Source organism: uncultured Azohydromonas sp., from assembly GCF_937926365.1.
GTDB lineage: Bacteria > Pseudomonadota > Gammaproteobacteria > Burkholderiales > Burkholderiaceae_C > Azohydromonas.
On the sequence record NZ_CALAOH010000151.1, the window covers coordinates 1 to 24,673 of the forward strand.

At 70.0% G+C, this 24,673-nt stretch carries 25 protein-coding genes and 1 pseudogene; 15 read left to right on the top strand and 11 right to left on the bottom strand.

The window, feature by feature from the left end; genetic code table 11:
- The 7 genes from Q0741_RS16260 to Q0741_RS16290 all read right to left on the bottom strand — a co-directional run.
- The coding region (locus tag Q0741_RS16260) for an MMPL family transporter (RefSeq protein WP_298234245.1) at positions 1 to 1,298 on the bottom strand (1,298 nt) is incomplete at its 3' end.
- 5 nt (positions 1,299 to 1,303) lie between these two features.
- On the bottom strand, positions 1,304 to 1,897 hold the full coding sequence (locus Q0741_RS16265; protein ID WP_298234246.1) for a LolA-related protein: 594 nt from the start codon (positions 1,895 to 1,897) through the stop codon (positions 1,304 to 1,306).
- On the bottom strand, positions 1,887 to 2,837 hold the full coding sequence (locus Q0741_RS16270; protein ID WP_298234247.1) for an acyl-CoA synthetase: 951 nt from the start codon (positions 2,835 to 2,837) through the stop codon (positions 1,887 to 1,889). The genes Q0741_RS16265 and Q0741_RS16270 overlap by 11 nt, the downstream gene beginning before the upstream one ends.
- Positions 2,834 to 3,145: a 3-hydroxyacyl-ACP dehydratase FabZ family protein gene (locus tag Q0741_RS16275; protein WP_298234248.1), complete on the bottom strand. Its 312-nt coding sequence runs from the start codon at positions 3,143 to 3,145 to the stop codon at positions 2,834 to 2,836. The genes Q0741_RS16270 and Q0741_RS16275 overlap by 4 nt, the downstream gene beginning before the upstream one ends.
- Positions 3,142 to 4,509, bottom strand: a complete 1,368-nt coding sequence (locus Q0741_RS16280; RefSeq protein WP_298234249.1) for an AMP-binding protein — start codon at positions 4,507 to 4,509, stop codon at positions 3,142 to 3,144. Before Q0741_RS16280 ends, Q0741_RS16275 begins: the two co-directional genes overlap by 4 nt.
- Positions 4,510 to 4,542: 33 nt before the next feature.
- The gene (locus tag Q0741_RS16285; protein ID WP_298234250.1) at positions 4,543 to 5,172 is read right to left on the bottom strand and encodes a hypothetical protein; all 630 of its coding nucleotides are present in this window, start codon (positions 5,170 to 5,172) and stop codon (positions 4,543 to 4,545) included.
- Between the two features lie 10 nt (positions 5,173 to 5,182).
- Positions 5,183 to 5,482 carry a phosphopantetheine-binding protein gene (locus tag Q0741_RS16290; protein ID WP_298234251.1) on the bottom strand — a complete coding sequence of 100 codons (300 nt, stop codon included), beginning with the start codon at positions 5,480 to 5,482 and terminating at the stop codon, positions 5,183 to 5,185.
- Between the two features lie 277 nt (positions 5,483 to 5,759).
- On the opposite strand from Q0741_RS16290, the gene Q0741_RS16295 reads away from it, so the two are divergent.
- Positions 5,760 to 6,533 (top strand): class I SAM-dependent methyltransferase, encoded by a 774-nt coding sequence (locus Q0741_RS16295; RefSeq protein ID WP_298234252.1) that lies wholly within the window; start codon positions 5,760 to 5,762, stop codon positions 6,531 to 6,533.
- A 20-nt stretch (positions 6,534 to 6,553) separates the two neighbouring features.
- Here the strand turns inward: Q0741_RS16295 and Q0741_RS16300 are convergent, their stop codons facing one another.
- Positions 6,554 to 7,639 (bottom strand): phospholipase, encoded by a 1,086-nt coding sequence (locus Q0741_RS16300; RefSeq protein WP_298234253.1) that lies wholly within the window; start codon positions 7,637 to 7,639, stop codon positions 6,554 to 6,556.
- A gap of 229 nt (positions 7,640 to 7,868) precedes the next feature.
- Between Q0741_RS16300 and Q0741_RS16305 the strand changes: the two genes are divergently transcribed.
- Complete coding sequence (locus Q0741_RS16305; RefSeq protein WP_298234254.1) at positions 7,869 to 8,642, top strand: class I SAM-dependent methyltransferase; 774 nt, start codon at positions 7,869 to 7,871, stop codon at positions 8,640 to 8,642.
- Between the two features lie 21 nt (positions 8,643 to 8,663).
- Here Q0741_RS16305 and Q0741_RS16310 read toward each other — a convergent pair whose 3' ends face one another.
- Positions 8,664 to 9,161, bottom strand: coding sequence for a MarR family winged helix-turn-helix transcriptional regulator (locus Q0741_RS16310; RefSeq protein WP_298234255.1), 498 nt, complete (start codon positions 9,159 to 9,161; stop codon positions 8,664 to 8,666).
- 2 nt (positions 9,162 to 9,163) lie between these two features.
- On the bottom strand, positions 9,164 to 10,132 hold the full coding sequence (locus Q0741_RS16315; protein ID WP_298234256.1) for a tripartite tricarboxylate transporter substrate binding protein: 969 nt from the start codon (positions 10,130 to 10,132) through the stop codon (positions 9,164 to 9,166).
- A gap of 253 nt (positions 10,133 to 10,385) precedes the next feature.
- Between Q0741_RS16315 and Q0741_RS16320 the strand changes: the two genes are divergently transcribed.
- Genes Q0741_RS16320 through fahA form a run of 4 tightly spaced genes read left to right on the top strand, consistent with a single transcriptional unit; the run spans position 10,386 to position 14,181 of the window.
- Positions 10,386 to 12,077 (top strand): FAD-dependent monooxygenase, encoded by a 1,692-nt coding sequence (locus tag Q0741_RS16320; RefSeq protein ID WP_298234257.1) that lies wholly within the window; start codon positions 10,386 to 10,388, stop codon positions 12,075 to 12,077.
- Between the two features lie 11 nt (positions 12,078 to 12,088).
- Positions 12,089 to 12,280 carry a DUF2783 domain-containing protein gene (locus Q0741_RS16325; protein ID WP_298234258.1) on the top strand — a complete coding sequence of 64 codons (192 nt, stop codon included), beginning with the start codon at positions 12,089 to 12,091 and terminating at the stop codon, positions 12,278 to 12,280.
- Between the two features lie 35 nt (positions 12,281 to 12,315).
- The gene (locus tag Q0741_RS16330; RefSeq protein ID WP_298234259.1) at positions 12,316 to 12,852 is read left to right on the top strand and encodes a VOC family protein; all 537 of its coding nucleotides are present in this window, start codon (positions 12,316 to 12,318) and stop codon (positions 12,850 to 12,852) included.
- A gap of 12 nt (positions 12,853 to 12,864) precedes the next feature.
- Positions 12,865 to 14,181 carry a fumarylacetoacetase gene (gene fahA / locus Q0741_RS16335; protein WP_298234260.1) on the top strand — a complete coding sequence of 439 codons (1,317 nt, stop codon included), beginning with the start codon at positions 12,865 to 12,867 and terminating at the stop codon, positions 14,179 to 14,181.
- Between the two features lie 338 nt (positions 14,182 to 14,519).
- On the opposite strand, the gene Q0741_RS16340 is transcribed toward fahA, so the two are convergent.
- Positions 14,520 to 15,350 (bottom strand): helix-turn-helix domain-containing protein, encoded by an 831-nt coding sequence (locus tag Q0741_RS16340; RefSeq protein ID WP_298234261.1) that lies wholly within the window; start codon positions 15,348 to 15,350, stop codon positions 14,520 to 14,522.
- A 110-nt stretch (positions 15,351 to 15,460) separates the two neighbouring features.
- Here Q0741_RS16340 and Q0741_RS16345 point away from each other — a divergent pair, with 110 nt between their 5' ends.
- The 9 genes and pseudogenes from Q0741_RS16345 to Q0741_RS16385 all read left to right on the top strand — a co-directional run.
- A complete protein-coding gene (locus Q0741_RS16345) occupies positions 15,461 to 16,303 on the top strand; it encodes an enoyl-CoA hydratase-related protein (RefSeq protein ID WP_298234262.1) in 843 nt (280 codons plus the stop codon).
- Positions 16,303 to 17,490: a CoA transferase gene (locus Q0741_RS16350; RefSeq protein WP_298234263.1), complete on the top strand. Its 1,188-nt coding sequence runs from the start codon at positions 16,303 to 16,305 to the stop codon at positions 17,488 to 17,490. Before Q0741_RS16345 ends, Q0741_RS16350 begins: the two co-directional genes overlap by 1 nt.
- The gene (locus Q0741_RS16355; protein WP_298234264.1) at positions 17,487 to 18,434 is read left to right on the top strand and encodes a hydroxymethylglutaryl-CoA lyase; all 948 of its coding nucleotides are present in this window, start codon (positions 17,487 to 17,489) and stop codon (positions 18,432 to 18,434) included. The genes Q0741_RS16350 and Q0741_RS16355 overlap by 4 nt, the downstream gene beginning before the upstream one ends.
- Positions 18,435 to 18,475: 41 nt before the next feature.
- Positions 18,476 to 19,681: an acyl-CoA dehydrogenase family protein gene (locus Q0741_RS16360; RefSeq protein WP_298234265.1), complete on the top strand. Its 1,206-nt coding sequence runs from the start codon at positions 18,476 to 18,478 to the stop codon at positions 19,679 to 19,681.
- 32 nt (positions 19,682 to 19,713) lie between these two features.
- Positions 19,714 to 21,081 (top strand): MmgE/PrpD family protein, encoded by a 1,368-nt coding sequence (locus tag Q0741_RS16365; protein WP_298234266.1) that lies wholly within the window; start codon positions 19,714 to 19,716, stop codon positions 21,079 to 21,081.
- A 21-nt stretch (positions 21,082 to 21,102) separates the two neighbouring features.
- Positions 21,103 to 21,852 (top strand): class II aldolase/adducin family protein, encoded by a 750-nt coding sequence (locus Q0741_RS16370; RefSeq protein WP_298234267.1) that lies wholly within the window; start codon positions 21,103 to 21,105, stop codon positions 21,850 to 21,852.
- Between the two features lie 14 nt (positions 21,853 to 21,866).
- Positions 21,867 to 22,859 carry a 2-dehydropantoate 2-reductase gene (locus tag Q0741_RS16375; RefSeq protein ID WP_298234268.1) on the top strand — a complete coding sequence of 331 codons (993 nt, stop codon included), beginning with the start codon at positions 21,867 to 21,869 and terminating at the stop codon, positions 22,857 to 22,859.
- A 223-nt stretch (positions 22,860 to 23,082) separates the two neighbouring features.
- Positions 23,083 to 24,099 (top strand): tripartite tricarboxylate transporter substrate binding protein, encoded by a 1,017-nt coding sequence (locus tag Q0741_RS16380; protein ID WP_298234269.1) that lies wholly within the window; start codon positions 23,083 to 23,085, stop codon positions 24,097 to 24,099.
- Between the two features lie 287 nt (positions 24,100 to 24,386).
- Positions 24,387 to 24,673: pseudogene (locus tag Q0741_RS16385) on the top strand (electron transfer flavoprotein subunit beta/FixA family protein); the annotation flags it as partial.

Consider the following 24,673-nt stretch of genomic DNA (forward strand, 5'->3'; position numbering starts at 1 on the left):
CCGAGCAGCCGCACGGCCTCTGGCATGTCGTCGTTGAAGACGTGCGCGACCGATCCGACGATCGTGTACTCGTTGAGCGTCCAGCGGCCCAGCGGCAGCAGCCGGCCCGCCCCGGCGGCGCCGGCCGGCACCAGCACTGGCAGCACCCAGCGCGTGGTCAGCGCCGCCGCCGCCAGGCCCGCCACGGAGAACACGCCCAGCTGCGCCAGCCCGGGGAAGCCGGAGAACACCAGGGCCGCGAAGCCGCACACCGAGGTCAGCAGGCCCAGGCGCACGGTCGGCCAGGCGTGGTCGCGCCAGCGGCGCCAGCCGCCGTCGCGGGCCTGGATCAGGTAGTACAGCGCGTAGTCCACCGCCTCGCCGATCAGCGTGCTGCCGAAGCCCAGCGTGATGCCGTGCACGGTGCCGAAGCCCAGCGCCACCGCCGCGATGCCCGCCAGCACGCCGCTGGCCACCGGCAGCATCGCCACCGCCAGCGCGCGCAGCGAGGCGAAGGCCGCCAGCAGCAGCCCGCCGATGACCACCAGCCCGGTCACGGCGATGACGATCACCTCGTGCTGGATGCGGCTGCGGCTGTCCACCGCGAACAGCGGCGCCCCGCTGAGCTGCAGCGCGAGCCCGCGCGCGGCCTGCGGCGCGAAGGCCGCGCGCACGGCCTCGATGGCGACGGCCTGCGCGTCCAGGTCGTCGCCCGGGGCGTGCAGGGTCAGCAGCAGCAGCGCGCGCGGCTCGGTGCGCGACACCCACACGCCGTCCTCCATGCGCGGCGCCTGCGCCGGGACCAGCGCTTCGGCGATGCGCTGCAGCTCGCCCGTGGGGTCGCGCTCCAGCACCGGCTTGACGGCGGCGCCGGCGGGCGTGCCCAGCAGCGAGAGGGTCTCGTCGATGGCGTCGCGCAGCCCGGCCACGGTGAAGCGCTCGGCGTCCACGGCCGGGCTGAGCTGGTAGCGGTGGCGCAGCAGCAGCTCGCCGGCCGCGGCCCAGTCGCCGCGCTCGCCGTTGTGCACCTGGTCGAAGCGTTCATCGGCGCGCAGCGCCGCCGCCAGCGCGCGCGAGCCTTCCGCGCGCTCGGCAGCGCTGCCTCCCGTGATGCCCACCAGCAGCGTGCGCGAGGCCACGCCGCTGCGCAGCTGGTCGATGAGCACGCGCTGCTGCGCGCTGGGGCTCACCGGCAGGAAGGCCGAGAGGTCGGCCGTGAAGCGCCCGCGCGCGATCAGCAGCACGCACAGCGCCATCAGCGCCAGCCACAGCAGCAGCGCGGCGCGGCCGCGCTGCGACGGCGCGACGGCGGGGGACACGGCGCTCACTTGGACGGCGTGGACGCCGCCGAGTCGCGCACCGGCTCGATGGTGAGCACCGTGCGGTCGCCATCGAGCAGCTGCGTCTCGATGCTGCGCACTTCGTCGCGCAGGCCGACGATGCGCACGAAGCGCAGCTGCCCGGCGGCGCTGCCGGCCAGCGGCGTGAGTTCCAGCGTCCAGCGCTCCAGCGTGCCCTGCAGGCTGGTGCGGAAGGTGCGCTGCAGCGCCTGCGCGTTGCCGGTGAGCGTGCCGCGCAGGGCCTCGATCGCCACCATGGCCTCGGGCGCGGCGTCCAGCGCCAGCGTGCGCGAGCGCCCGCCGCGGCTGAGCGTGACGGTGTTGCCCTCGACCACCATGGATTCCGCGCGCGGCTTCAGCGTGCGGCGCTCGAAGCGCGGCGGCGACGCGGTGAAGGCCAGCGTGCCGCTGGCCAGCAGCGGCTCGTCGAACCCTTTGACGAAGCGCTGTTCCGAGAAGCGCGCCTGGCCGCTGGTCTGACGCCCCAGCAGGCTCATCAGCTCGCCCAGTTCCAGGGCCAGCGCCGGCAGGCTGCAGCCGGCCAGCAGCAGCGCGAGCAGGCCGCGCCTAGTCCTCATGCCAGAAATCATGGAAGTTGAACCAGTTGTAGGGATGCTCGCGGCACAGCGATTCCAGCCGCGCGACGTAGCCGCACACCGCCTCGCGGATGCGGCGCTCGCGCTCGGCGGCGTCGCAGCGCTGCGTGAAGTCGGCCAGGGGTTCGAAGCGCACCTCATAGCGGTTGCCGCCCAGGTACAGCCCGGCCATGAAGATGACGCGCCGGCGCAGCAGCGCGGCGAGCCGGAAGGGGCCGTCGCTGAACACCGTCTCGCGGCCCAGGAAGGGCACGCGCAGCTCCTTGCCGTGCTGCGCGTCGCTGTCGTGCAGCACGCGGTCGCCCAGCATGCCGGCCAGGCCGCCGCCGTCGAGCCAGTCGCGCACGGCCAGCATCGAGTCCATGCGGCCCAGCGCGATGATCTCGGGCTTGGCGTCGGGGGCAACGGCGCTCAGCGCGGCGTTGATCTTTCGGGCGTTGTCCGGGTACATGACCATCGCCACGCGCAGCCGCCCCTGGGCGCAGCCCGCCGTGCGCAGCACCTCGAAGCTGCCCAGGTGCGCGCCCAGCAGGAAGGCGCCGTGGCCCTCGGCCATGGCCTGGTCGATGGCCTCCACGCCCTGCAGCCGCAGATCGAAGAGATCGAGCTGGCCGCGCAGCAGGTAGACGCGGTCCAGGATGGTGGCGGCGAAGCTGTGCACGTGGCGGTAGGCGTCGCTCCAGCGCGCCGGGCGGCCCAGCGCACGGCCCAGGTAGCGCAGCGAGTGCCGCCGCGCCGCGGGCGCGAACAGCACGAAGTACAGCGCGATCGGGTGCAGCACGGCGCGCGCCACGCGGCGCCCGCAGCGCAGCGCGATCCAGCACATCAGGCGCAGCGTCAGCATGTTGCTGCGCTCGGGCGCGCGGGCCCAGGCGGCGGGCGCGGCCACGGGTGCGTCGTTGCCGCTCATCGGCGTGCTCACGCGGCGCTCCAGACGACCTGGCCGCTGGCGGCGACCTTGCCGCCGCAGTGCACCTCGAAGCGGGCGCGGCCGGCCTCGCCCTGCAGGTCGATGCGGATGTCGTCGCCGGGGCGCACCGGCCACAGGAACTTCACGGCCCGCATGTCGAAGCGCTCGCCCGGCCGGTCCGGCAGCCCCGCGCCGCGCAGCGCCTCCATCACCTCGGCCAGCAGCACCACGCCGGGCAGCACGGGCTGGCCCGGGAAGTGGCCGGCGAAGCTGGGATGGTCTGCCTCGATGCGGCGCACCACGCTGCAGGTCGGGCTCATGGCGTGCGGGGAGACAGGTGCTCGCGCGCGAGCTGGCGCAGCGTCTGCGCGGTGAGCTTGCCGGTGGCCTCGCGCGGCAGCCGGGGCAGGTGCACGATGCGCCGCGGCACGAACACGGCTTCGATGCGGCCGCGCAGCGCGGCGGCAATGGCGCGCGCGCTCAGCGTGGGCGCGACCACGAAGGCCACCGGGCGCGCCACGCCGTCGGTCACCTCGTCGGGCACCCAGAAGGCGCCGTCCTCCACGCCCTCGATGCTGTTGAGGTGGAAGTTCAGGTGCCCCAGCGAGCTGCGCTTGCCCGCGACGTGCACCAGGTCGTTGGCGCGGCCCAGCAGCCGGAAATGCTCGGCGTCCTGCAGCTCCAGGATGTCGGCCAGCAGCGTCGGCTCGGCCACGTGGCCGCCCTGCACGCTGTAGCGCTCGCCCTGCTCCTCGCCCAGGCCCGGCAGCTTCGAGATGCGCAGCCCGTCGAAGGTGTGCCAGAGGTCCGTGCGCGCGGTGCAGCGGGTGGCGACCTGGCCGGCCTCGGTGCAGCCGTAGATCTCCACCAGCACGCCGCCGCAGCGGCGCTCGGTTTCCTGCGCGAGCTGCGGCGACAGCGGCGCGGTGGCGCTGAGCACCAGGTCCACCTCGGGCAGTTCGACGCCCGAGCGCAGCAGGGTCTTGAGGTGGAAGGGGGTGGTGACGAGGGCGCGCGGACGCGGCAGCCGCTGCAGCGCGGCGGCGATGTCGGCGGGGTAGAAGGGCCGCCCGGCGTCGATGGCGGCACCGCCCTGCAGCGCCAGCAGCACGCTGGACTCGAAGCCGTAGCTGTGCTGCGGCGGCACGGTGGCGACGATGTTCAGGCCGTCCAGGCTCGGCCGCTGCAGCAACGCCGCCAGCCGCTGCGCCTCCTGCGCCGCGTTGCGCACCAGCGTGCCCCAGTGCTTCAGGTGCGGCTGGGGGGCGCCGGTGGAGCCGGAAGTCAGCAGGCAGGCGGACGGTTGCTCCGGCGGCAGAACGATGGCTTCGGCGCGCGCGTCCGGTGCGGCGCCGGTGACGGCGAGGACGTCCAGGCCGGTCAGCCCTTCCAAGGTCGATTCGTCGGCCAGCGCCCACAGCAGCGGATATTGCGAGCGCAACTGGTCGATGGTCTGCGCCATCGCGTTGGGCGGGAACAGCGAGACGTGCCCGCGCAGCAGCGCGGCACCGAAGGCGACGCTGAAGCGATAGCGGTCCACGCACAGGTTCAGCGCCGCGCCTTGCGCGGGCAGCCGTTCGGCCATCCGCGCCACGTCGCGCAGGAACTGGCGGGCACTGACCGGGGTGCCGCCGCACCAGGCCAGGGGAGCGTCGAGATCGCGCGGGGAGAGGAAGGGAAGCACGGCGAGAGGGCGAAAAAGGTTGAGGCTTCGGGCTCAGCGATCGCCGGGCACTTTGCGGTAGGCGCGCACCGTGTCCAGCAGCGAGACGCGTTCGAACTCGGGATGCAGCCGGTAGCGCAGCAGGTGCTCACCCACGAACAGCGCGCCGATGGCTCCCGGCGTGATCAGGTTGGCCAGCAGCGACCAGGCTTCCCACGGTCCCCACCGGTACAAGGCCACGGAGCCCAGCGCCATGGCGAAGAAGTAAAAGGTCCACACCAGCGTGACGTGCCAGGTGTAGCGCTCCATGGCCGGCTGCAGCGTGCCGTGCACCTGCTGCGCCACGCGGCCGATGGCCGACAGGCCCGGGCCGCTCAGCGTGAGCCCGAAGCTCGCGCCCAGCGCGGCGTGCACGCCCGCGTGCTGCAGCAGGTACAGCAGCTTCACGTCGCCGACGCCGCCGCGCAGGCACACGGCCAGCAGCGCCAGCGCGGCCAGCAGCACGGCCCACATGCCCACGCGATGCCGGCCACGCCAGGCCATCGCGCCGACCATGGCCAGCAGCGGACCCAGCAACGCCGCCGCGGCCCAGGGCTCGTGGGCCGCGTACAGCATCAAGACATGAGACAGCAGCGAGTAAGCGATGACGCCCAGCAGCGCCAGGCCCAGCTGCCAATGCGTCATGACGGACCGGTCAACGCTTTCGGTGCTGCTCGATGTGGAGGGCCAGGCTGCGCAGCGAAGCGAATATCTTGTGGTTGTTCTCGTCGTCAGAGCGGAGCTCGAAGCCATAGCGCTGCGACACTTCCAGCGCCAGTTCAAGGATGTCGATGGAATCCAGCCCCAGCGCATCGCCATACAACGGTGCGGTGGGATCGATATCGGCGGGAGCAACTTCCAGATTCAAGGCCTGGACCAAAAGCTCGGCGAGCTCGGGTTCCAGCGCGGAAGGCGGCAGCACATCGCCGGCGGGTTTCACGTCGGTGGCAGACACGATGTGATGTTCCTCGGAAAACTACATTCAAACGAACCGAAAATTGTAGTCGAGCCGGTCGGATCAACTCGTTGCAGGGTGCGCGGCGGGCGCAGCCACGTGCCATGGCCCGGGATATCCGGCGTTGCATCACGGCAGGCTTTCTCCAGTCTTACGCCAATGGCCGCATCCGGGCCGCATCCGGGCCGCGGCAGGCCGCAAAGCCGTCGTGACGGGGCGGTAGCATCGTTGCCGCTGGTCCACCGTTCATGCCCGAGCCGTGCGCAAGGGCTCCTTCATGACGCATCCCCGCCTGCCCGATCGCGACGCCTCGCCGGTACGCCTGCCGCACGCGCCACTGCCCACTTACTACCAGTCCAACGATGCGTCCAAGCGCGAGGCCTTCCTGCGCCGCATCTTCGATGCCGCCGCGGTGGACTACGACCGGCTGGAGAAGATCGTCGGCCTGGGTACGGGCTCGTGGTACCGGCGCCAGGCGCTGCTGCGCGCCGGGCTGAAGCCGGGGCTGCAGGTGGTGGACGTGGGCATGGGCACCGGGCTGGTGTCGCGCGAGATCCTGAGGATCACCGGCGAGCCGCATCGGCTGGTGGGCGTGGACCCGAGCCCGGGAATGATGGAGCAGGCCCGTTTCGAGCAGCCGGTGGAGTGCCGGCTGGGCCGCGCCGAGGACATCCCGGTGCCCGATGCCAGCGCGGACTTTGTGGTGATGGGCTACGCGCTGCGGCACGTCACGGACTTCGGCGCGGCGGCGCACGAGTTCCGCCGCGTGCTCAAGCCCGGCGGGCGGCTGCTGATCCTGGAATTCAGCCGCCCCGAGGGGCGCCTGGGCCACGCCCTGCTCAAGGCCTACATGCGCGGCGTGGTGCCCTGGCTGGTGCGCGCCGTGGCACGCACCCGGGACACACCCATGCTCTGGCGCTACACCTGGGACACGATCGAGACCTGCGTGCCGCCGGCGCAGATCATGCAGACCCTGGCGGGCCACGGCCTCAACGGCGTCGAGCGCCACACGGAGCTGAGCATCTTCTCGGAGTACCGCGCCCGCGGCTGAGCGCGGCGGGCGGCGCCCGGTCATGCCAGCGGGAGCGCGTCAAACGGGCCTTGCGCCAGCACCGCGTCGAACTCCTCGGCCAGCCGCTGGCTCTCGGCCACGGCGCGGCTCCAGACCGCAATGCGGCCCTGCAGGTCGCCGGCGTAGGCCTTGAAGTCGTCGAGGTCCGGCAGCTTGCCGTGGGGCAGGGCGCGGCGCACCCAGTCCGCGTCGGGTGCGAGCACAACCACGTTGGCCAGGCGGTCGTCGGGGTGCCGGCGGCGGGGCAACAGGGTGTCGAGGTAGCCGGGGATGATCTTTCGCTGGAAGTGGGGGTAGAGCACCAGGCCCTCGTCCATGGACGCGTAGTCCAGGTGCAGGTGGTAGTCGGTGATGCCGCCGTCCCAGTAGGCGCCGGGCGGCGCGCCGGGAATGTCGTGCACGGCATCGAGGGCGAAGGGGATGGAGCAGCTGGCCAGCAGCGCGGCGCAGAAGTTGTGCGCGCCCAGCGTCACCCGCTGCGTGCGGAAGTCCCGCAGTTGCAGCGGCAGCGACGGCGCGCGCGCATCGTGGAACACCACGCGCTCCAGCCAGGCGCCCAGCGCCCCGCGGTTCACCGCGTTGGCGGCGAACGCGCCCACGCAGCCCAGCGGCGTGCGCCAGCGGCCCTCGCGGCGCAGCAGCCAGTGCCGGCCGCGCGAGGTGAACAGGTGCAGCCTGAAGCGTGGATGGCCCAGCACCTCGGCGCTGCGGTGCCCGAAGCGCTCCCTCACCAGGGCACCGAACACCTCGCTGACGTGGCGCGGTGACGGCATCTTGTTGGGCGGGTGCTCGTAGCGCTGGTGGATGTAGTCGTGCGCCATCTGCGCCAGGGCGGCGTCTGCATCGGGCAGGCAGGCGCTGGCCATGCGCCAGGCGCCGATGGAGGCGCCCAGCAGGTGCACGGGCCGCGTGCCGTGCGCGAGCCAGTGGCCGAAGATGAATCGGTCCAACGGATGAAGCACCAGTCCCTTGGGCCCGGCCGCCGCGGCGGGCACGACGCGCACGTCATCGGCGCGCAGGCCGCGCTCGCGCAAGCGCGCGCGTGCGGCGGGTCCGGCGTAGATGCGGAGGGCTTGCGGTTGCATCAGGTCGTGTCGAGGTCTTCATCCCGGTTCAGGGCAGGTGTCGCGCCCGCATCCACTTGGCCTCGGACAACTCGGCCCACGAAGCGGGAATGCAGGGGCAGCCGGCACGCCCGGTGGCCCCACCGGTGGCCCAGGCATGCCGCGAACCGGGAAGACGCGAGGGGCGTGACAGTAGCATCGGCAGCCCGCCTCCCTGGCCCGTGCCTGACCCGCCGGCCCCGAACCCAACATGACGCAACCTTCCTCGCCCGATCGCGACGCCGCGCCGGTCCACCTGCCTCACGCGCCCCTGCCCGCGTACTACCAGCCCGACGACGCCGCCAAGCGCGAGGACTTCCTGCGCCGCACCTTCGACGACACGGCGGTGGACTACAACCGGCTGGAGAAGATCCTGGGCCTGGGCACGGGCTCGTGGTACCGGCGCCAGGCGCTGCTGCGCGCCGGGCTGAAGCCGGGGCTGCAGGTGGTGGACGTGGGCATGGGCACCGGGCTGGTGTCGCGCGAGATCCTGAGGATCACCGGCGAGCCGCATCGGCTGGTGGGCGTGGACCCGAGCCCGGGGATGATGGGCCAAGCCCATTTCGAGCAGCCGGTGGAGTGCCGGCTGGGCCGGGCCGAGGACATCCCGGTGCCCGATGCCAGCGCGGACTTCGTGGTGATGGGCTACGCGCTGCGCCACATCGCCGACTTCAGCGCGGCGGCCGACGAGTTCCGCCGCGTGCTCAAGCCGGGCGGGCAATTGTTGATCCTGGAAATCACCCGCCCCGAAGGGCGCCTGGGCCATGCCCTGCTCAAGGCCTACATGCGTGGCGTGGTGCCGCTGCTGGCCCGGGCCGTGTCCCGCGCCAAGGACACGCCCATGCTCTGGCGCTACTACTGGGACACCATCGAAGCCTGCGTGCCGCCGCAGCAGGTCATGCAGACGCTGACGGGCAGCGGGCTGCTGGAGGTGGAGCGGCACGTCGAGCTGAACATCTTCTCGGAGTACCGGGCGCGGGGGTGATGGGTCCGCGACAGGGACCCGCTATGCCATTCCTCCAGCGTCGCCCCGCTGGGGCTCCTCGCCCGCGGCGGCCAGCGCATGCGCCACCAGCCGATCCAGCAGCCGGTCGAGCTGCCGGCGCTCGGCCTCGTCGAGGCAGGCGGTGATGTCCTCGTTGCGCGCCTGGATGACGCCCTTGAGCCGCCGCCACAACTGCTGCCCGTGCGGCGTGAGCGTGAGCACCACGCCGCGCGCATCCATGGCATTGCTTTGCTTGTCAACCAACCCCTGGTCCACCAGGGTCTGCGCCGCGCGGCTGGCCTGTCCCTTGGTGAGGTTGGCCAGCCGGGCCAGGTCGTTGACCGACAGCGGCGCGAAGGCGCCCACCGCCGCCAGGGTGCGACCCTCGTTGAGCGGGATGCCCGTGGCTTCCAGGTAGGCCGCCTGGCTCAGGCGGTCCGTGAGCTTGGAGAGCGTGTGCAGCCGGTGCGTGACGGTGCGTTCCAGTCGGAACTCGTGCTCCTTCTGGCGGGCGGCCATCTTCAGTCGAGGCGAATGTCGTTGGCGCGGATGACCTTGCCCCACTTCTCGCGCTCGCTCTTGGCGTAGGCGGCCATCTCCTGCGGCGAGCTGGGGATGGCTTCCAGCCCCAGCGTCTGGAAGCGGGCCTTGACGGCCGTGCTCTGCAGCGCCGAGACCAGGGCCTTGTTGAGCGCGGCAATGGCCTGCGGAGGCGTGCCGGCCGGCACCACCAGGCCCTGCCAGGCGTAGGCCTCGAAGTCCTTGACACCCTGTTCCTGCAGCGTGGGCACGGTGTCGAAGCCGGCCACGCGCTTGGGGCTGGCCACGCCGATGGCGCGCAGCTTGCCCGAGACGATGTGCGGGTAGGCGCTGGCGCTGTCGGCGAACATGAAGGGCACCTGGCCGCCGATGACGTCCTGCACCGCCGGCGCCGCGCCGCGGTAGGGCACGTGCGTGAACTTCAAGCCGGCGCGCTCGCGGAACAGCTCGGTGGCCAGGTGGTGCGGGCTGCCCGAGCCGGGCGTGGCGTAGGCCGGCGGTTGCGGCTGCTGCTTGGCCCAGGCGCTGAACTCGGCCAGGTTCTTCACGGGCACCGCGGGGTTGACCACCAGCAGCATCGGGAAGCGCGCCATCAGCCCGACCGCGGCGAAGTCCTTCTCGACGTTGTAGGACAGCTTCGAGTAGAGGAACGGATTGGCCGCCAGCGTGGCCGTGTCGGCCGTGAGCAGGAGATGCCCGTCGGCCTTGCCCTTGGCAACGTAATCGGCGCCGATGTTGGTGGCCGCGCCGGGCTTGTTGTTGACGACGATGGTCTGGCCCAGCGCCTTGCCCATGGGCTCGGTCAGCGTGCGCGCCACCACGTCGGAGCCGCCGCCGGCCGGATAAGGCACCACCCACTCGATCGTCTTGTCGGGAAAGGCCATCGCCGCCAGGGGCAGCGACAGGGCGGCGAGAACGAACGAGCGGCGCGGGGCGCGGATGGGGGTCATGAAGATGTCTCCTGGAAACGTGGATGGCCTTGGCGGCTCGCACGGCGCGAGGCACTGGATGCCGGATTCTGGTTTGACTTTACGCAAAAACATCTGCGCGTACAACTAAGTAGAAATACGTTATGGACCTTTGAGGTTCGTCAACCCAAAATAGTTGTACGCACAGATGTTCTGGGCCATGCGCCGTGAGATCGCCCTGCTCCCGCAAGGCTTTTCGTTCCACGCAGCGCAGCACCACACCGGAGACAACAGCATGCACAAGCCGACTACCGAGCCGCGTCCTTCCATCTATTACGACTATCAGATCCACAAGCCCTGGCTGCCCTCGGCGAATCCCGCGCAGCAGCGCCAGAAGGTGGTGGTCGTGGGAGCGGGGCCGGCCGGCATGGTGGCCGCGCTGGAGCTCGCGCGCCTGGGCGTGCCCAGCGTGCTGCTCAACGCGGAGCTGCAGGTTTCGCAGGGCAGCCGCGCCATCGTGTTCACGCGGCGCTCGATGGAGATCCTGCAGCAGGTGGGCGTGGCGCAGCGCATCACCGAGAACGGCCTGCCCTGGCGCTTCGGCAACTCGTTCTACCGCGGCCAGCGCGTGTTCCGCATGGAGGCGCCGCACGATCCGGACGACCGCTTCTTCCCGATGATCAACATCCAGCAGCAGTACCTGGAGGAGTACCTGCTGGATGCCTGCGAGGGCAGCGAGCTGATCGACCTGCGCTGGGGCAACAAGCTCACGAAGGTGGAGCAGCTCGACGGCTTCGCGCGGCTGGAGGTGGACACGCCCGAAGGCCCCTACACGCTGGAGAGCGACTGGGTGGTGGCGGCCGACGGCGGGCGCTCGGCCATCCGCACCGCGATGAACCTGCAGATGGAAGGGGCCTCGTACGAAGGTTTCTTCGTCATCGCCGACATCCGCGTGGACCTGCCGCTGCCCACCGAGCGGCTGGCCTTCTTCGACCCCGAGTGGAACCCGGGCAACACCGTGCTGCTGCACCGCGAGCCGCATGGCATCTGGCGCGTGGACTACCAGCTGCCCGCCGGCGAGTCGCCCGAGGAGGCGTTGAAGCCCGAGTCGCTGAAGAAGCGCATCGACGCACAGCTGGCCATGATCGGCCACGCCGGCGTGAGCTGGGAGATGGACTGGTGCTCGGTGTATTCGGCGCGCACCCTGACGCTGCCCGACTACGTGCACGGCAGCGTGCTCTTCACCGGCGACGCGGCGCACCTGCTGCCGATCTTCGGCGTGCGCGGCGCCAACACGGCGTTCCAGGACTCGCAGTCGCTGGCCTGGCACCTGGCCTTCGTGGTCAAGGGCTTGGCCGGGAAGAAACTGCTGTCCAACTTCAGCGCCGAGCGCGTGGGCGCGGCGCGCGAGATCATCGATGAGGCGGGCAAGAGCACGCGCTTCATGACCCCGCCCAGCCGCGGCTTCAAGCTGCTGCGCGACGCGGTGCTGTCCCTGTCGCTGACGCAGGAGTTCGTGCGCCCGCTCTACCACTGGCGCACCTCGCGGCCGCACGAGTACACCGACTCGATGCTCAACAGCCGCGGCGACGACAACGCGCTGTTTACCGCCGGCCCGGCTCATGGCGCGCCGCCGCAGAACGTGCGCCTGGGCGCCGATGATTTCCTGCTCGACCACCTGGGCGGCGGCTTCGACCTGCTGTACTTCACCGAGGCCGCGGCCATCCCGGCACCTTTGCTGCAGGTCATCGACACGGTGCGCGCGCGCGGCGTGCCGCTGCGCGTGGTGGCCATCGGTGCCGCGCAGCCCGTGGCCGGCGCGGAACTGACCCTGGCCGATGCCGACGGCCACGTGCGCCGGCACTACGGCGTGCGCGCCAGCGGCGGCGCGTACCTGCTGCGCCCCGACCAGCACGTGTGCGCCCGCTGGCTCACGCTCGATGCCACCCGGCTGCAAGCCGCTTTTGACGCCGCCCTGCCGCGCTGAGGAGACAACCCATGACCGCCCCGAACACCGCCCTGGACATTTCCGGGCTCGAAACCGTCTACGACCGCCTGGCCACCGCCATCGACGCCGCCGGCGACAAGTCGGAGCTCTTCCTCGTCAAGCTGGCGCTGCTCAACGCCCAGGCGCTGGGCGACGCCGACCTGTTCCAGCAGCAGCTCGAAGCCGCGCTGCGCGACCTCTGAGCCCGAGCCACCAACAACATCTGCAGGAGATTCAAATGCTGATCCAGCAAGTTCACCACGTCGCCTACCGCTGCAAGGATGCGAAGGAAACCGTCGAGTGGTACGGCAAGCACCTGGACATGAAGTTCGTGCTCGCCATCGCGGAGAACGAGGTGCCCTCCACCAAGGCGCCCGATCCGTACATGCACATCTTCCTGGACGCGGGCAACGGCAACATCCTGGCCTTCTTCGAGCTGCCCAGCCAGCCGCCCATGGACCGCGACCGCAACACGCCGGCCTGGGTGCAGCACCTGGCGCTGAAGGTGGACTCCATCGACACGCTGCTGGCGACCAAGGCCAAGCTGGAGGCCGCCGGCATCGAGGTCGTGGGCCCCACCGACCACACGATCTTCAAGAGCATTTACTTCTTCGACCCCAACGGCCACCGCCTGGAGCTGGCCGCCGATTGCAGCACGCCCGAGATGATGCAAAAGCTCGACGAGGTGAAGTGGGACATGCTGGAGGAGTGGAGCCGCACCAAGCGGGCGCCGCAGCATGCCGCCTGGATGCACGACGGCAGTGCCAGCGCCTGAGGACCTGAAGCCATGACCTCTCTCAACGAAACCCACGATCCCGCGCTGCGCAGCTGGGTCGCGTCGGCCAACGCGGCCGACACCGGCTTCACCATCCAGAACCTGCCCTTTGCCGCGTTCCGCCGCAAGGGGAGCGCGGAAGCCTTCCGCGGCGGGGTGGCGATCGGCGACCAGATCGTGGACCTGGCGGCGGTGGCCGCGGCCGGCGTGTTCGGCGGCGCTGCCGGTGAGGCGGTGCGGGCCGCCGCGCAGGACAAGCTCAATGCGCTCATGGCGCTGGGCCAGCCGGCCTGGGCCGCGCTGCGCCTGGCCCTGTCGCGCGGGCTGCGCCAGGGCGCGGCCGAGCAGGGCTCGCTGCAGTCCTGCCTGGTGTCCCAGGCCGAGGCCGAGTACGACGTGCCCGCGCGCATCGGCGACTACACGGACTTCTACACCTCGGTGCACCACGCCACCAACATCGGCCGCCTGTTCCGTCCCGACAACCCGCTGATGCCCAACTACAAGTGGGTGCCCATCGGCTATCACGGGCGCTCCTCCAGCATCGGCGTCTCGGGCCAGGCCTTCCGCCGCCCGGTGGGCCAGACGCTGCCCGCGGGCGCCGCGCAGCCGGTGATGGGCCCCAGCCGGCGCCTGGACATCGAGCTGGAGCTGGGCATCTTCATCGGCAGCGGCAACGCGCAGGGCGAGCCGGTGGACATCGCCGAGGCCGAGGAGCATGTCTTCGGCATTTGCCTGCTCAACGACTGGAGCGCGCGCGACATCCAGGCCTGGGAGTACCAGCCGCTGGGGCCCTTCCTGTCCAAGAACTTCGCCACCACCATCTCGCCGTGGATCGTGACGCTGGAGGCGCTGGCGCCGTTCCGCGTGCCCTTCACGCGCCCCGAGGGCGACCCGCAGCCGCTGCCCTACCTGGACTCCGAGGCCAACCGCCGCGAGGGCTCGTTCGACATCCAGCTGCAGGTGGATCTGCTCACGCCGCGCCAGCGCGAGGCGGGCGGCGCCGCCGCCACGATCTGCCGCACCAGCTACCGCCATGCCTACTGGACGGTGGCGCAGATGGTGGCGCACCACACGGTCAACGGCTGCAACCTGCAGCCGGGCGACCTGTTCGGCAGCGGCACGCTCTCGGGCCCGACGCTGGACCAGGCCGGGGCGCTCATCGAACTCACGGCCGGCGGCAAGCAGCCGCTGCAGCTGCCCGGCGGCGAGCAGCGCTCCTTCCTGGAGGACGGCGACAGCGTCGTCATCCGCGGCTGGTGCGAGAAGCCCGGCGCGGCGCGCATCGGCTTTGGCGAGTGCGTGGGCACGGTGCTGCCGGCGCGCGGCTGATAGGGCGCATGCTGCCTGGGGAAAGTGAAGCTGCTCCTGCTGGACGAAGCACGGGCAGCATCCCTCCTGCTTCGTCATCCCCGCGTAGGCGGGGGTCCAGGCGGCCCTACGCCAGAGCGAAGCATGGGTGCGGCGAACCAGGGTGCGAAGGCATCCTGTGCGCTGCCCGCGCTGCGTGCGGCTGACTTGGGGGCCGCCTGGGTTCCCGCCTGCGCGGGAATGACGAAGTAGTTGTCGGCACAACGCAGCTCACGGCTAACAACCAACAACTTTCCCCAGACCACACTGCCCCTGCGCGGCCATGACGGCGTGACTTCACTGGCCATCGCAACCTGGCATCACGCCTCCTTGATGTCGCGTGCCGGCCCCTCGGCCTTGAGGCGCGTTTCCACCATATCCCTGGATTCGCGCAATACGGCGAGCAGGCGGTCGAAGCGCTGCTCGATGCGAAATCGCAACGCGGAAATCGACAGGCCCAGGATGGCGTGGCCGTAGGCGTTGCGAACGGCCACCCCCAACGAAAGGATCTCCGGCGCATCGACGGGTGCCCGGAGCACGAAGCCGTCGCGGCGTCCCTGCTCGACGACCGCCTTCAGGTTCGCGACGTCCGATTCGCCCATGGCGCCGATCCGGTGGGCGTTCGCGTCAAGGATCTGGCTGGCCTCTTCAGGCGCCATGGCCGCCAGCATGGACAGGCTGCTCGCGCCGATGCCCAGGGGCCGGCGGCGTCCCACGCCCATCAGCAAGGCCTTGACGGGGTAGCTGCCCTCCTTGCGGTCCAGGCACACGGAGTCCAGCCCGCTGGTGAGCAGGGCGAAGGCGGTGTCGCCGCTCTCGTGCGCGATGTGCGTCGCCGCCTCGCCGGCCAGGGCCTGCAACTGCAGCGGCGGCTTGGCCAGCAGGCCCAGCTCGAACAGCAAGGGCCCGAGCCCGTAGCCGCGCGTCACGGGGTTCTGCACCGCCAGGCCGTCTTCCACGAGGCGCCGCAGGATGCGGTAGGCGGTGGGGCGCTCGATGTCCAGGCTGCGGGCCAGCTCGGCCAGGCTGCGCTCGCCGCCAGCGCTGTTGGCGATCTCGCGCAGCAGCGCCGTCGCGCGGGCGATCGCCTGCGTGCCCCCGGTGCCCGAAGACTTCGTGCGCGTTTTCCCGGTCGCTTCATGTGAGTCCATATTGTGGAACTTCGGTTGAACAATTGAGGGCATTGTTCCAGAGAATCCATTCCACGTTGAGTTCGTTTCGATAACGAATGTCCGCTATGTGGACTCATGTGGAGAAGGCAATGTCGTCCTGGATCGGAAATGGATACGAGAAATGGCCGGAAGAAATCCTGGCCCGACGGTTCGAAACCCTGCTCGTCGACGAGCCGGCCCCGCATGTGCTGCGGGTGACGATCAACCGCCCTGAAGCCTCCAACGCGTTCACGACGCTCACGGCCCGCGAGCTCCATGACGTGTTCGCTCCCCTGGAGATCGTGCGCACGCGCTTTCGCTGCGTGCTGCTGACCGGGGCCGGCGACAAGGCGTTCTGCGCCGGGGGCGACCTCAAGGAGCGCAAGCTGCTCAGCGAGCACGAGTGGGTGCTGCAGCACGAGCTGATGGAGCGCACCGTGCGGGCCATCGTGGCCTCGCCGGTGCCCGTCGTGGCCGCCGTCAACGGCGCCGCCTACGGTGGCGGCCTCGAACTGGCGCTGCTGTGCGACTTCGCCTACGCCTCGCGCACCGCGCGCTTCGCGCTGACCGAGACCTCCCTGGGGATCATGCCCGGCGCGGGCGGCACGCAGACCCTGGCGCGCGCCGTGGGCGAGAAGCGCGCCAAGGAGCTGATCCTGGCGGCCAAGCCCTTCAACGCCGAGCAGGCGCTGGCCTGGGGCGTGGTCAACCAGTTGTGCGAGCCGGAGAACCTGATGGCCGAAACGCTGGCCATCGCCGAGCGCATCGCGGGCAACGCGCCGCTGGCGGTACGCCAGGCCAAGCACGCCATCCACCACGGGCTGCAGCAGGACCTCGCCACGGGCATGCACTTCGAGATCGAGGCCTACCAGCGCATGGTCAAGAGCCGGGACCGCGTCGAAGGCGTCGCGGCCTTCAACGAAAAGCGCAAGCCGCGCTTCGAGGGGCAATGATGAGCAGCAGCAACAATCGCACTTCCGTGGCGCCGGCCCATGCCCCCTTGTCGGGCGTGACGGTGATCGAGATCGGGCAGAACATCGCGGCGCCCACCGCCACGCAGGTCCTGGGCGACCTGGGCGCGCAGGTGATCAAGGTCGAGAAGCTCGACGGCGACGATGCCCGCGCCTGGGGCCCCCCGTTCTGGGACGGGGCCGCATCGATGTTCCAGGCGGTCAACCGCAACAAGGCCTCGGTGGCGGTGAACTTCCGCGACCCGGCCGACCTGGCCGCCGTGGAGCGGCTGATCCTGGAAGAGGCCGACGTGGTGCTGCAAAGCATGCGGCCGGGCCTGCTGGCGGCTCAGGGCCTGGGGGCGCAGCGCCTGCGCGAACTCAAGCCGTCGCTGGTGTGGTGCGACCTGGGCGCCTTCGGCAGCGGCGGGCCACTGTCGGACAAGCCCGGCTACGACCCGCTGATGCAGGCCTTTGCCGGCCTGATGAGCGTGACCGGCGAGGAAGGGCGCCCGCCCGTGCGCACCGGCTACTCGGTGGTGGACATGGGTACGGGCATGTGGGCCGCGAACGCCATCCTGGCGGCACTGTTCCGCCGCCAGGCCACGGGTGAGGGCTGCTGCGTCGAGGTGTCGCTGTACGAGACGGCGCTGGCCTGGATGTCGATCGCCGCGGCCCATTTCATGAGCAGCGGCGAAGTGCCGGGCCGCCACGGCTCTGGTGCGGCCACGATCGTGCCTTACCGCGCCTACGCGACCAGCGACGGCCATCTGGTGGTGGCCTCGGGCAACAACAGCCTGTTCGAGAAGTTCTGCACCGTGCTGGGCCACCCGGAGTGGACCCGCGACGAGCGCTTCGCCACCAACCCGGCGCGCGTGGCCCACCGTGCGCAGATCGACGGCCTGATCGAGCCCTTGATGGCCCGCCGCTCCACGCAGGAATGGGTCGGCATCCTGGAGCGCGCGGGCATTCCGTGCGCGCCCGTGCAGTCCATCGACCAGACGCTGCAGCATCCCCAGACCCAGGCGCTGGGCATCCTGCAACCGGTGCCCGGCTCGCCCATGACCCTGGTCGGCATGCCGGCGCGTTTCGACGGCACGCGCCCGCCGATCCGCAGCGGTTCGTCCGCGCTGAACGCCGACGCCGAGTTGCTGCAGCGCTACCGTGACCAACAGGAGATGGCGTCGTGAGCGGTTCCCTGGTCAAGGTGCGCGAGGTCGGGCTGCGCGACGGCCTGCAGATGGTCGAGCACTTCGTGCCGACCGAGGTCAAGCTGGCGTGGCTGCGCGAGGAGGCGGATGCCGGCGTGGCGTCGTTCGAGATCACCTCCTTCGTCTCGAAGAGCCGCATGCCGCAGTTCGCCGATGCGGAGTACATGGTTGACGCGGCCAGCGGGTTCAGCGGCCTGGAGACCACCGTGCTCACGCTCAATGCCCGCGGTGCGCAGCGGGCCATCGAGGCGGGGGCGAACCGCCTGGTGTTCGTGCTGTCGGCCAGCGGCGCGCACAGCCGCGGCAATGCCGGGCGGGAAACCGATGCGGCGCTGCAGGAGTTCGCGTCGGTGGTGCAGCTGGCGCGCGACGTTGACCCGCAACGCCGCCCGCGCATCGAGGCCGGCATCGCCACCGCCTTCGGCTGCACGATGGAAGGAAGCATCGACCCCGGGCGCGTGCGCCAGCTCGCCACCCGCCTGGCGGAGCTCGGGGCCGACGAGATCATGCTGGCCGACACCGTCGGCTATGCCCAGCCGCGGCAGGTCGGGCAGCTTTTCGCGCAGGTCCGGGGCGACATCGGGGCGCTGCCCCTGGGCGGCCACTTCCACGACACGCGCGGGCTGGCCCTGGCCAACGTCGTGGCCGCACTGGATGCGGGCGTCACCAAGTTCGACGCCTCCCTCGGCGGCCTGGGCGGCTGCCCCTTCGCGCCGGGCGCCAGCGGCAACGTGGCCATGGAAGACCTCGTTTACCTGCTGCAAGCCATGGGCTGCGAGACGGGCATCGACCTGCAGGCGCTGCTGGCCGTGCGCAAGCGCCTGTCGGACTGGCTGCCTGGCGTGCCCCTGTACGGCGCCCTGGCCACGGCCGGCCTGCCCAGGCACTTCAACAAGACCCAAACCGCTGCCCTGGCGCACTGACCACGGCGCGCCTTCGCAACCCCTACACGGAGCCAACGATCATGAATCAAGCCATTGCCGACCAACTCGACATCTCGGTCCCGCTGGGCGAGGACTATCCGGAAATCCGCGAGAGCGTGCGGCGCATCTGCCAGGACTTCCCGGGCGAGTACTGGCGCGACCTCGACGAGCGCAACGCTTATCCGGACGCCTTCGTCAAGGCGCTGACCGAAGCCGGCTACCTGGCGGTGCTGATCCCCGAGGAGTACGGCGGCTCGGGCCTGCCGCTGCGCGCCGCCTCGGTGATCCTGGAGGAGATCCACGCCGCCGGATGCAGCGCCGGCGCCTGCCACGCCCAGATGTACACCATGGGCACGCTGCTGCGCCACGGCAGCGAGGAGCAGAAGCGCCGCTTCCTGCCGGGCATCGCCTCCGGCGAGCTGCGGCTGCAGGCCTTCGGCATCACCGAGCCCACCACCGGTTCCGACACCACCCAGATCAAGACCCGGGCCGAGCTGGTCAAGGATCCGAAGGGCGACTATTACGTGGTCAACGGCCAGAAGGTCTGGACCTCGCGCGCCCTGTACTCCGACCTGATGATGCTGCTGGTGCGCACCACGCCCGCCGACCAGGTCACCAAGAAGACCGAGGGCCTCTCGGTGCTGCTGGTGGACATGCGCGAAGCCCGCGGCAATGGGCTGGAGATCCGCCCGATCAAGGCGATGGTCAACCACAACACGACCGAGATCTTCATCGACAACCTGAAGGTGCCGGTCGAGAACCGCATCGGCGAAGCGGGCAAGGGCTTCCGCTACATCCTCGACGGGATGAACGCGGAGCGCATCATCGCCGCCTCGGAGGCGCTGGGCGACGCGCGCTGGTTCGTGAAGAAGGCGGCCACCTACGCCACGGAGCGCGTGGTCTTCGGCCGGCCCATCGGCAAGAACCAGGGCGTGCAGTTCCCGATCGCCCGCGCGCACATCGAGACCGTGGCCGCCGAGATGATGGTGCGCAAGGCCACCGCGCTCTTCGCGGCCGGCAGGCCCTGTGGCGAGGACGCGAACATGGCCAAGCTGCTGGCCACCGAGGCCGCGTGGCATGCCGCGGAAGCCTGCCTGCAGACGCACGGCGGCTTCGGCTTCGCCAGCGAGTACGACGTGGAACGCAAGTGGCGCGAGGTCCGCGTGATGCAGGTGGCGCCGGTGTCCACCAACCTGATCCTGGCCCACGTGGCCGAGCACACCCTGAGCATGCCGCGCTCGTACTGACGCGCAGCGCAACGACTCTGCTGGAAGACACCATGACAGCGTCTTTGACACAAGGACTGGGCGGGTTCGTGGCGGCGCCCGGTTTCGCAACGGTGCCCGACGATGTGCTGCCGACCCTGCGCAACGGCTTCATCGACACGCTGGCGTGCCTGCTCAGCGGCCTGCGAGAGCCGGTGACGCGCGCGGCGCACCAGGTGGCCGCCAGCCGCGGGCCGGTGCCGCAGGCCCGTGTGCTGCTCGGCCGCGAGCGTCTCAGCGCGCCCGACGCGGCCTTCGTCAACGCCGTCTCGGCCCATGCCCTGGATTACGACGACATGGCCCTCAACGGCCATCCCAGCGTGGTGCTGGTGCCGGCGCTGCTGGCCGCCGGCGAGGCATGGGGCGCTCCCGACAGCGAGTTGCTGCGCGCCTATCTGGTGGGCTACGAGGTCTGGGCCGAGCTGGTGGGGCGCGAGCCCGACTCCCTGCACAACAAGGGCTGGCACCCGACCAGCGTGCTGGGCACGGTCGCGGCGGCCGCGGCCGTCGCCCACCTGGAGGGCCTGCCGGCGGCGGCCTGCACGCATGCGCTGGGCATCGCGGCCAGCCTGTCCTCGGGCCTGATGGGCAACTTCGGCTCCATGACCAAGCCGCTGCATGCCGGCTGGGCCGCCAGCCACGGCATCGAGGCCGTGCGCCTGGCCCGTGCCGGCGCCACGGCGTCGGCCGACATCTTCGAGAGCGCCACGGGCTTCCTGGCCGCCTTCTCGCCCCAGGGCCGCGCGAACCGGCAGGCGTGGGCGCCGGCGCCAGAGCTGCGAATCCGCAGCAACGGGCTGTCCGTCAAGAAGTACCCCGTCTGCTACGCGGGCCACCGGGTCATCGATGGCGTCATTGCGCTCAAGCAGGCGCATGGCTTCAAGCCGCAGGACGTGCTGCGCATGGTGCCGACACTCTCGGACGTCACGGCCCGCGTGCTGCACGCGCACCAGCCCGCCACGGCGCTGCAGGCCAAGTTCAGCATCGAGTTCGCTTGCGCGATGGCCGCCTGCGAGGGCGCGGTGGGGCTGGCGCAGGTCACCGATGCGCAAGTCGCCCGCGACGACATCCAGTCCCTGATGCGGCACGTGCACGCGGAAACGGTGCCGCCGGGCTGCCCGGTCGAGCCCGGTTTCGCCCTGCACGACCGCGTGCGCGTGGAACTGCGCGATGGCTCGGTGCTCGACAGCGGACCGATCCGCTTCGCCCGGGGGCACGCCAAGCTGCCGCTGTCCGACGAGGACATCCGCACCAAGTTCATGGGCTGCGCCGATGACGCCACGCGCGAAGGCGCCCAGCGGTTGCTGGCACAACTGGCCGACCTGGGCACGGGCCGGGGCAGCTCCCTGTGCGCCTGGCTGCATGCCAACAGCCTCGATTGACGATTGAAAAGGAACCGCACGATGCATCCCGACGAACTGCGCCTGCGCAACGAGCTGGCCGCGTGCTATCGCATCTTCCACCACCTGGGCTGGACGGAGCTGATCTACAACCACATCACGGTTCGCCTGCCCGAGAGCGTCAGCGGCGGCGAGCGCCACTTCCTCATCAACCCTTTCGGCCTGTGCTTCAACGAGGTCACCGCGTCGAACCTGGTCAAGATCGACCTGCAGGGCCGCGTGGTGGGCGAGTCGGCGCACCCGGTGAATCCGGCCGGGTTCATGCTGCACTCGGCCATCCACGGCGGGGTCGCCGGCGCCCACTGCGTCATGCACACCCACACCACGGCGGGATCGGCCGTGGCCTGCGCCGCCGCGGGACTCTCTACGGACAACTTCTATGCCGCCATGCTGCACGGGCGGGTGGCCTACCACGACTTCGAGGGCATCACGGTGCACGCCGACGAGGGGCCGAGGGTCGTGCGCTCGATCGGCAACGCGCAGGCCGTGATCCTTCGCAACCACGGCCTGCTGTCCTGGGGCGCCCACATCGCGCAGGCGCTGGCCTACCTCTGGACCCTGCAGCGCGCCTGCGAAATCCAGGTGGCCGGGGCGGCCCTGGGGTCCACGGTGCCCGTGCCGGAGGCGGTGCAGCGCAAGGCCAGCGCGGACGCCCTGCAGTTCGACCTGCGCTACGGCGGCGGGCGCGACGTCTTCGACGCCCTGGTGCGCCAGGTCGACCGCATCGATCCCTCGTACCGCGACCTCGACTGAGCGGAGGAAACGCCATGAAGAAGATCTGCATCTACGGCCTGGGCTCCATCGGCGGCCTGATCGGCGCCCGGCTGGCGGCCTCCGGCGTGGCCGTCAGCGCCGTGGCGCGGGGTGCCACGCTGCAAGCCGTGCGCGAACGGGGCCTGGAGCTCATCGACACGCATGAAGGCCAGCCGCGGCGGCGCCAGTTCGCGATCCAGGCGAGCCAGCGTCCGGAAGAACTGGGTCCGCAGGACCTGGTGATCCTGTCCGTCAAGACCACGGCCTTGCCGGCCGTGGCGCGGGAGATCGGCCCGCTGATCGGGCCGGAGGCCACCGTGCTTTCGGCCATGAACGGCATTCCCTGGTGGTTCCTGCACGGCCTGGGCGAGTCGGCCTCGGGCTTGCGGCTCGACAGCGTCGATCCGGACGGCGTGCTGTCCCGCGCCATTCCGGCGGCTCAGGTGCTGGGCAGCGTGACGCACCTGTCGGCGGCGACCGACGGGCCTGGCATCGTGCGGCACGTCGCGGGCAACCGGCTGATCATCGGCGAGCCCACCGGCGGAGCCGCCACGCCACGGGCGCGCGCGGCCGTCGCGCTCCTGCGCAACGCCGGGTTCGACGTCGAGGAAGCGGCGTCCATCCAGCAGGAAATCTGGTTCAAGCTCTGGGGCAACATGACGGTCAACCCGATCTCTGGCCTCACCGGCGCGACGGGGGACCGCATCCTGGACGATGAGTTGGTGCGCAACTTCATGTCGGCCTGCATGCTGGAAGCTTCCAGCGTTGGCCGGCGCATCGGGTTGCCCATCGACGCGGATCCCGAGTCGCGGCACGCCGTGACCCGCCAGCTGGGCGCTTTCCGCACCTCGATGCTGCAGGACGTGGAGGCGGGCAAGCCGGTCGAGCTCGATGCCCTGGTGGGCGCCGTGCTGGAGATCGCGCGCCAGGTGGAGGTGCCCACGCCCAGCCTGAACGCCCTGTTCGGCCTGGCGCGGCTGCATGCCCGAGTACGAGGCTTGTACTGAGCCAGCAACAAATTCCGGCGTCCGGATTGGCTTACTGGTCAGTCCCGATTTTCGGATATTCGCGCGGCTGAATACGGCGTCCGACGACAAGTCGCCCGATTCATCCTGGTAGTCCACATGGTGGCTATGAGCTTGTTTACTGGAATGCTCGCCGCCATAGGATGCAAAGGCGCATGAATGCGCGCAAGGGCCACAGAGCCAGTCACCCGTTCAGGAGACATGCATGCAAACGTTTGGAAAACTTCATCAAACCTGGGTGAAAACCCTGGCTGCAGTTTCGGCAGTAGCGGCCATCGGCCTCTACTCCGGTGCGGCGGTTGCGCAAAACTGGCCCAGCAAGCCCGTGCGCCTGGTCGTCTGCTTCCCGCCGGGAAATGCCGCTGACGTGATCGCGCGGACCCTGGGGCCGAGCTTGGCGCAGCGCCTGGGCCAACCAGTGGTGGTGGAAAACCGTGGTGGCGCGGGTGGCATTATTGGCGTCGATGCCGTCGCCAAGTCACCGGCAGACGGCTATACCCTGGGCATGTGCTCCTTGTCGCCGTTCACGATCATTCCGTCGGTCCGGCGAAAAATGCCGTACAACCCGACCAAGGATATTGCGCCTATTCTCCTGGCGACCAAGGGTCCGATGGTCGTGCTGGTGAAAAAGGATTCGCCGATCGACTCGCTGGAGAAACTGGTGCAGTTGACCAAGGCCGACCCGCAAAAGTACACCTATGCGTCGCTGGGCCCGGGAACGATCAGCCAGATGAGCACCGAGGCCTTCAAGGCCGCGTCGGGGGCGGCGCTCACCGAGATCACCTACAAGGGCAGCTCGCAGGCCCTCATGGACCTCATCGGCGGCCACGTGGACGTGATGATCGACGGCGTCGTGTCGGCAGCGGCGCAGATGAGCGCCGGCACGGTCAAGGCGCTGGGCGTGACCACCGCAAAACGCAGTTCCATCATGCCGGACGTCATGACGCTCAGTGAAAGCAATGTTCCCGGCCTGAAGAACTTCGACGTTTTCGGCTGGGTGGGCCTTTTTGCGCCGGCAGGCGTACCGGCCCCTATCGCGACGCGCGTCCACAACGAAGTCGCCGATATTTTGCGGGACCCCGAAGTCGTCAAGCGCATCAACGCTGCCGGCCAGGATGTGGCCGAGCCGACGTCGCCCACCCAGTTCAAGGAATTCATGCAGAAGGACCTCGAGCGCTGGACTGGACTGGCACGGAAACTCAAGATCGAAATTGCCGATTGATTTTTCTCGTAAAAAGCCGGTGTCACGGCCTTTTACCTAAAAGCAGGCAGGCAGGGTATCCGGTTGCACAAAGCAGCCTTGAGATTTTCTTGTTGAGGGCGGCGATTCGGCAAGTACAGACCGGCTGGCTCTGGCAGAGCCGCAAGGTGCTTTGTCCTCATAGCGCCGGACCCCTCTGCAGGATGAGGCTGCTGGTTTGCAATGCTGCCGTGCTTTGCGGCCATGAATTTACTCCTGGCGGGTAATTCAAGTTTCGTTGTCGTAAGAATTACTGATCGAGCAACATCATGAAGATTATCGTTCCCATCAAAAGGGTGGTCGATTTCAATGTCAAGGTGCGCGTCAAGGCGGACCAAACTGGCGTTGATCTGGCCAACGTCAAGATGAGCATGAATCCCTTCGACGAAATTGCCGTCGAAGAAGCGGTTCGGCTCAAGGAGAAGGGCGTCGCCACCGAGGTGATCGCCGTCTCGTGCGGTGCGAGCGCATGCCAGGAAACGCTGCGCTCAGCGCTGGCCCTCGGCGCGGACCGCGCCATCCTGGTCGAGACCGACGCCGAGCTGCAGCCGCTGGC

Coding starts and splice junctions, on each gene's coding strand:
- Q0741_RS16265 (WP_298234246.1), bottom strand. CDS start 1,897: ATGAGGACTAGGCGCGGCCTGCTCGCGCTGCTGCTGGCCGGCTGCAGC.
- Q0741_RS16275 (WP_298234248.1), bottom strand. CDS start 3,145: ATGAGCCCGACCTGCAGCGTGGTGCGCCGCATCGAGGCAGACCATCCC.
- Q0741_RS16285 (WP_298234250.1), bottom strand. CDS start 5,172: ATGACGCATTGGCAGCTGGGCCTGGCGCTGCTGGGCGTCATCGCTTAC.
- Q0741_RS16295 (WP_298234252.1), top strand. CDS start 5,760: ATGACGCATCCCCGCCTGCCCGATCGCGACGCCTCGCCGGTACGCCTG.
- Q0741_RS16300 (WP_298234253.1), bottom strand. CDS start 7,639: ATGCAACCGCAAGCCCTCCGCATCTACGCCGGACCCGCCGCACGCGCG.
- Q0741_RS16305 (WP_298234254.1), top strand. CDS start 7,869: ATGACGCAACCTTCCTCGCCCGATCGCGACGCCGCGCCGGTCCACCTG.
- Q0741_RS16310 (WP_298234255.1), bottom strand. CDS start 9,161: ATGGCCGCCCGCCAGAAGGAGCACGAGTTCCGACTGGAACGCACCGTC.
- Q0741_RS16315 (WP_298234256.1), bottom strand. CDS start 10,132: ATGACCCCCATCCGCGCCCCGCGCCGCTCGTTCGTTCTCGCCGCCCTG.
- Q0741_RS16320 (WP_298234257.1), top strand. CDS start 10,386: ATGCACAAGCCGACTACCGAGCCGCGTCCTTCCATCTATTACGACTAT.
- Q0741_RS16325 (WP_298234258.1), top strand. CDS start 12,089: ATGACCGCCCCGAACACCGCCCTGGACATTTCCGGGCTCGAAACCGTC.
- Q0741_RS16330 (WP_298234259.1), top strand. CDS start 12,316: ATGCTGATCCAGCAAGTTCACCACGTCGCCTACCGCTGCAAGGATGCG.
- fahA (WP_298234260.1), top strand. CDS start 12,865: ATGACCTCTCTCAACGAAACCCACGATCCCGCGCTGCGCAGCTGGGTC.
- Q0741_RS16340 (WP_298234261.1), bottom strand. CDS start 15,350: ATGGACTCACATGAAGCGACCGGGAAAACGCGCACGAAGTCTTCGGGC.
- Q0741_RS16345 (WP_298234262.1), top strand. CDS start 15,461: ATGTCGTCCTGGATCGGAAATGGATACGAGAAATGGCCGGAAGAAATC.
- Q0741_RS16350 (WP_298234263.1), top strand. CDS start 16,303: ATGAGCAGCAGCAACAATCGCACTTCCGTGGCGCCGGCCCATGCCCCC.
- Q0741_RS16360 (WP_298234265.1), top strand. CDS start 18,476: ATGAATCAAGCCATTGCCGACCAACTCGACATCTCGGTCCCGCTGGGC.
- Q0741_RS16365 (WP_298234266.1), top strand. CDS start 19,714: ATGACAGCGTCTTTGACACAAGGACTGGGCGGGTTCGTGGCGGCGCCC.
- Q0741_RS16370 (WP_298234267.1), top strand. CDS start 21,103: ATGCATCCCGACGAACTGCGCCTGCGCAACGAGCTGGCCGCGTGCTAT.
- Q0741_RS16375 (WP_298234268.1), top strand. CDS start 21,867: ATGAAGAAGATCTGCATCTACGGCCTGGGCTCCATCGGCGGCCTGATC.
- Q0741_RS16380 (WP_298234269.1), top strand. CDS start 23,083: ATGCAAACGTTTGGAAAACTTCATCAAACCTGGGTGAAAACCCTGGCT.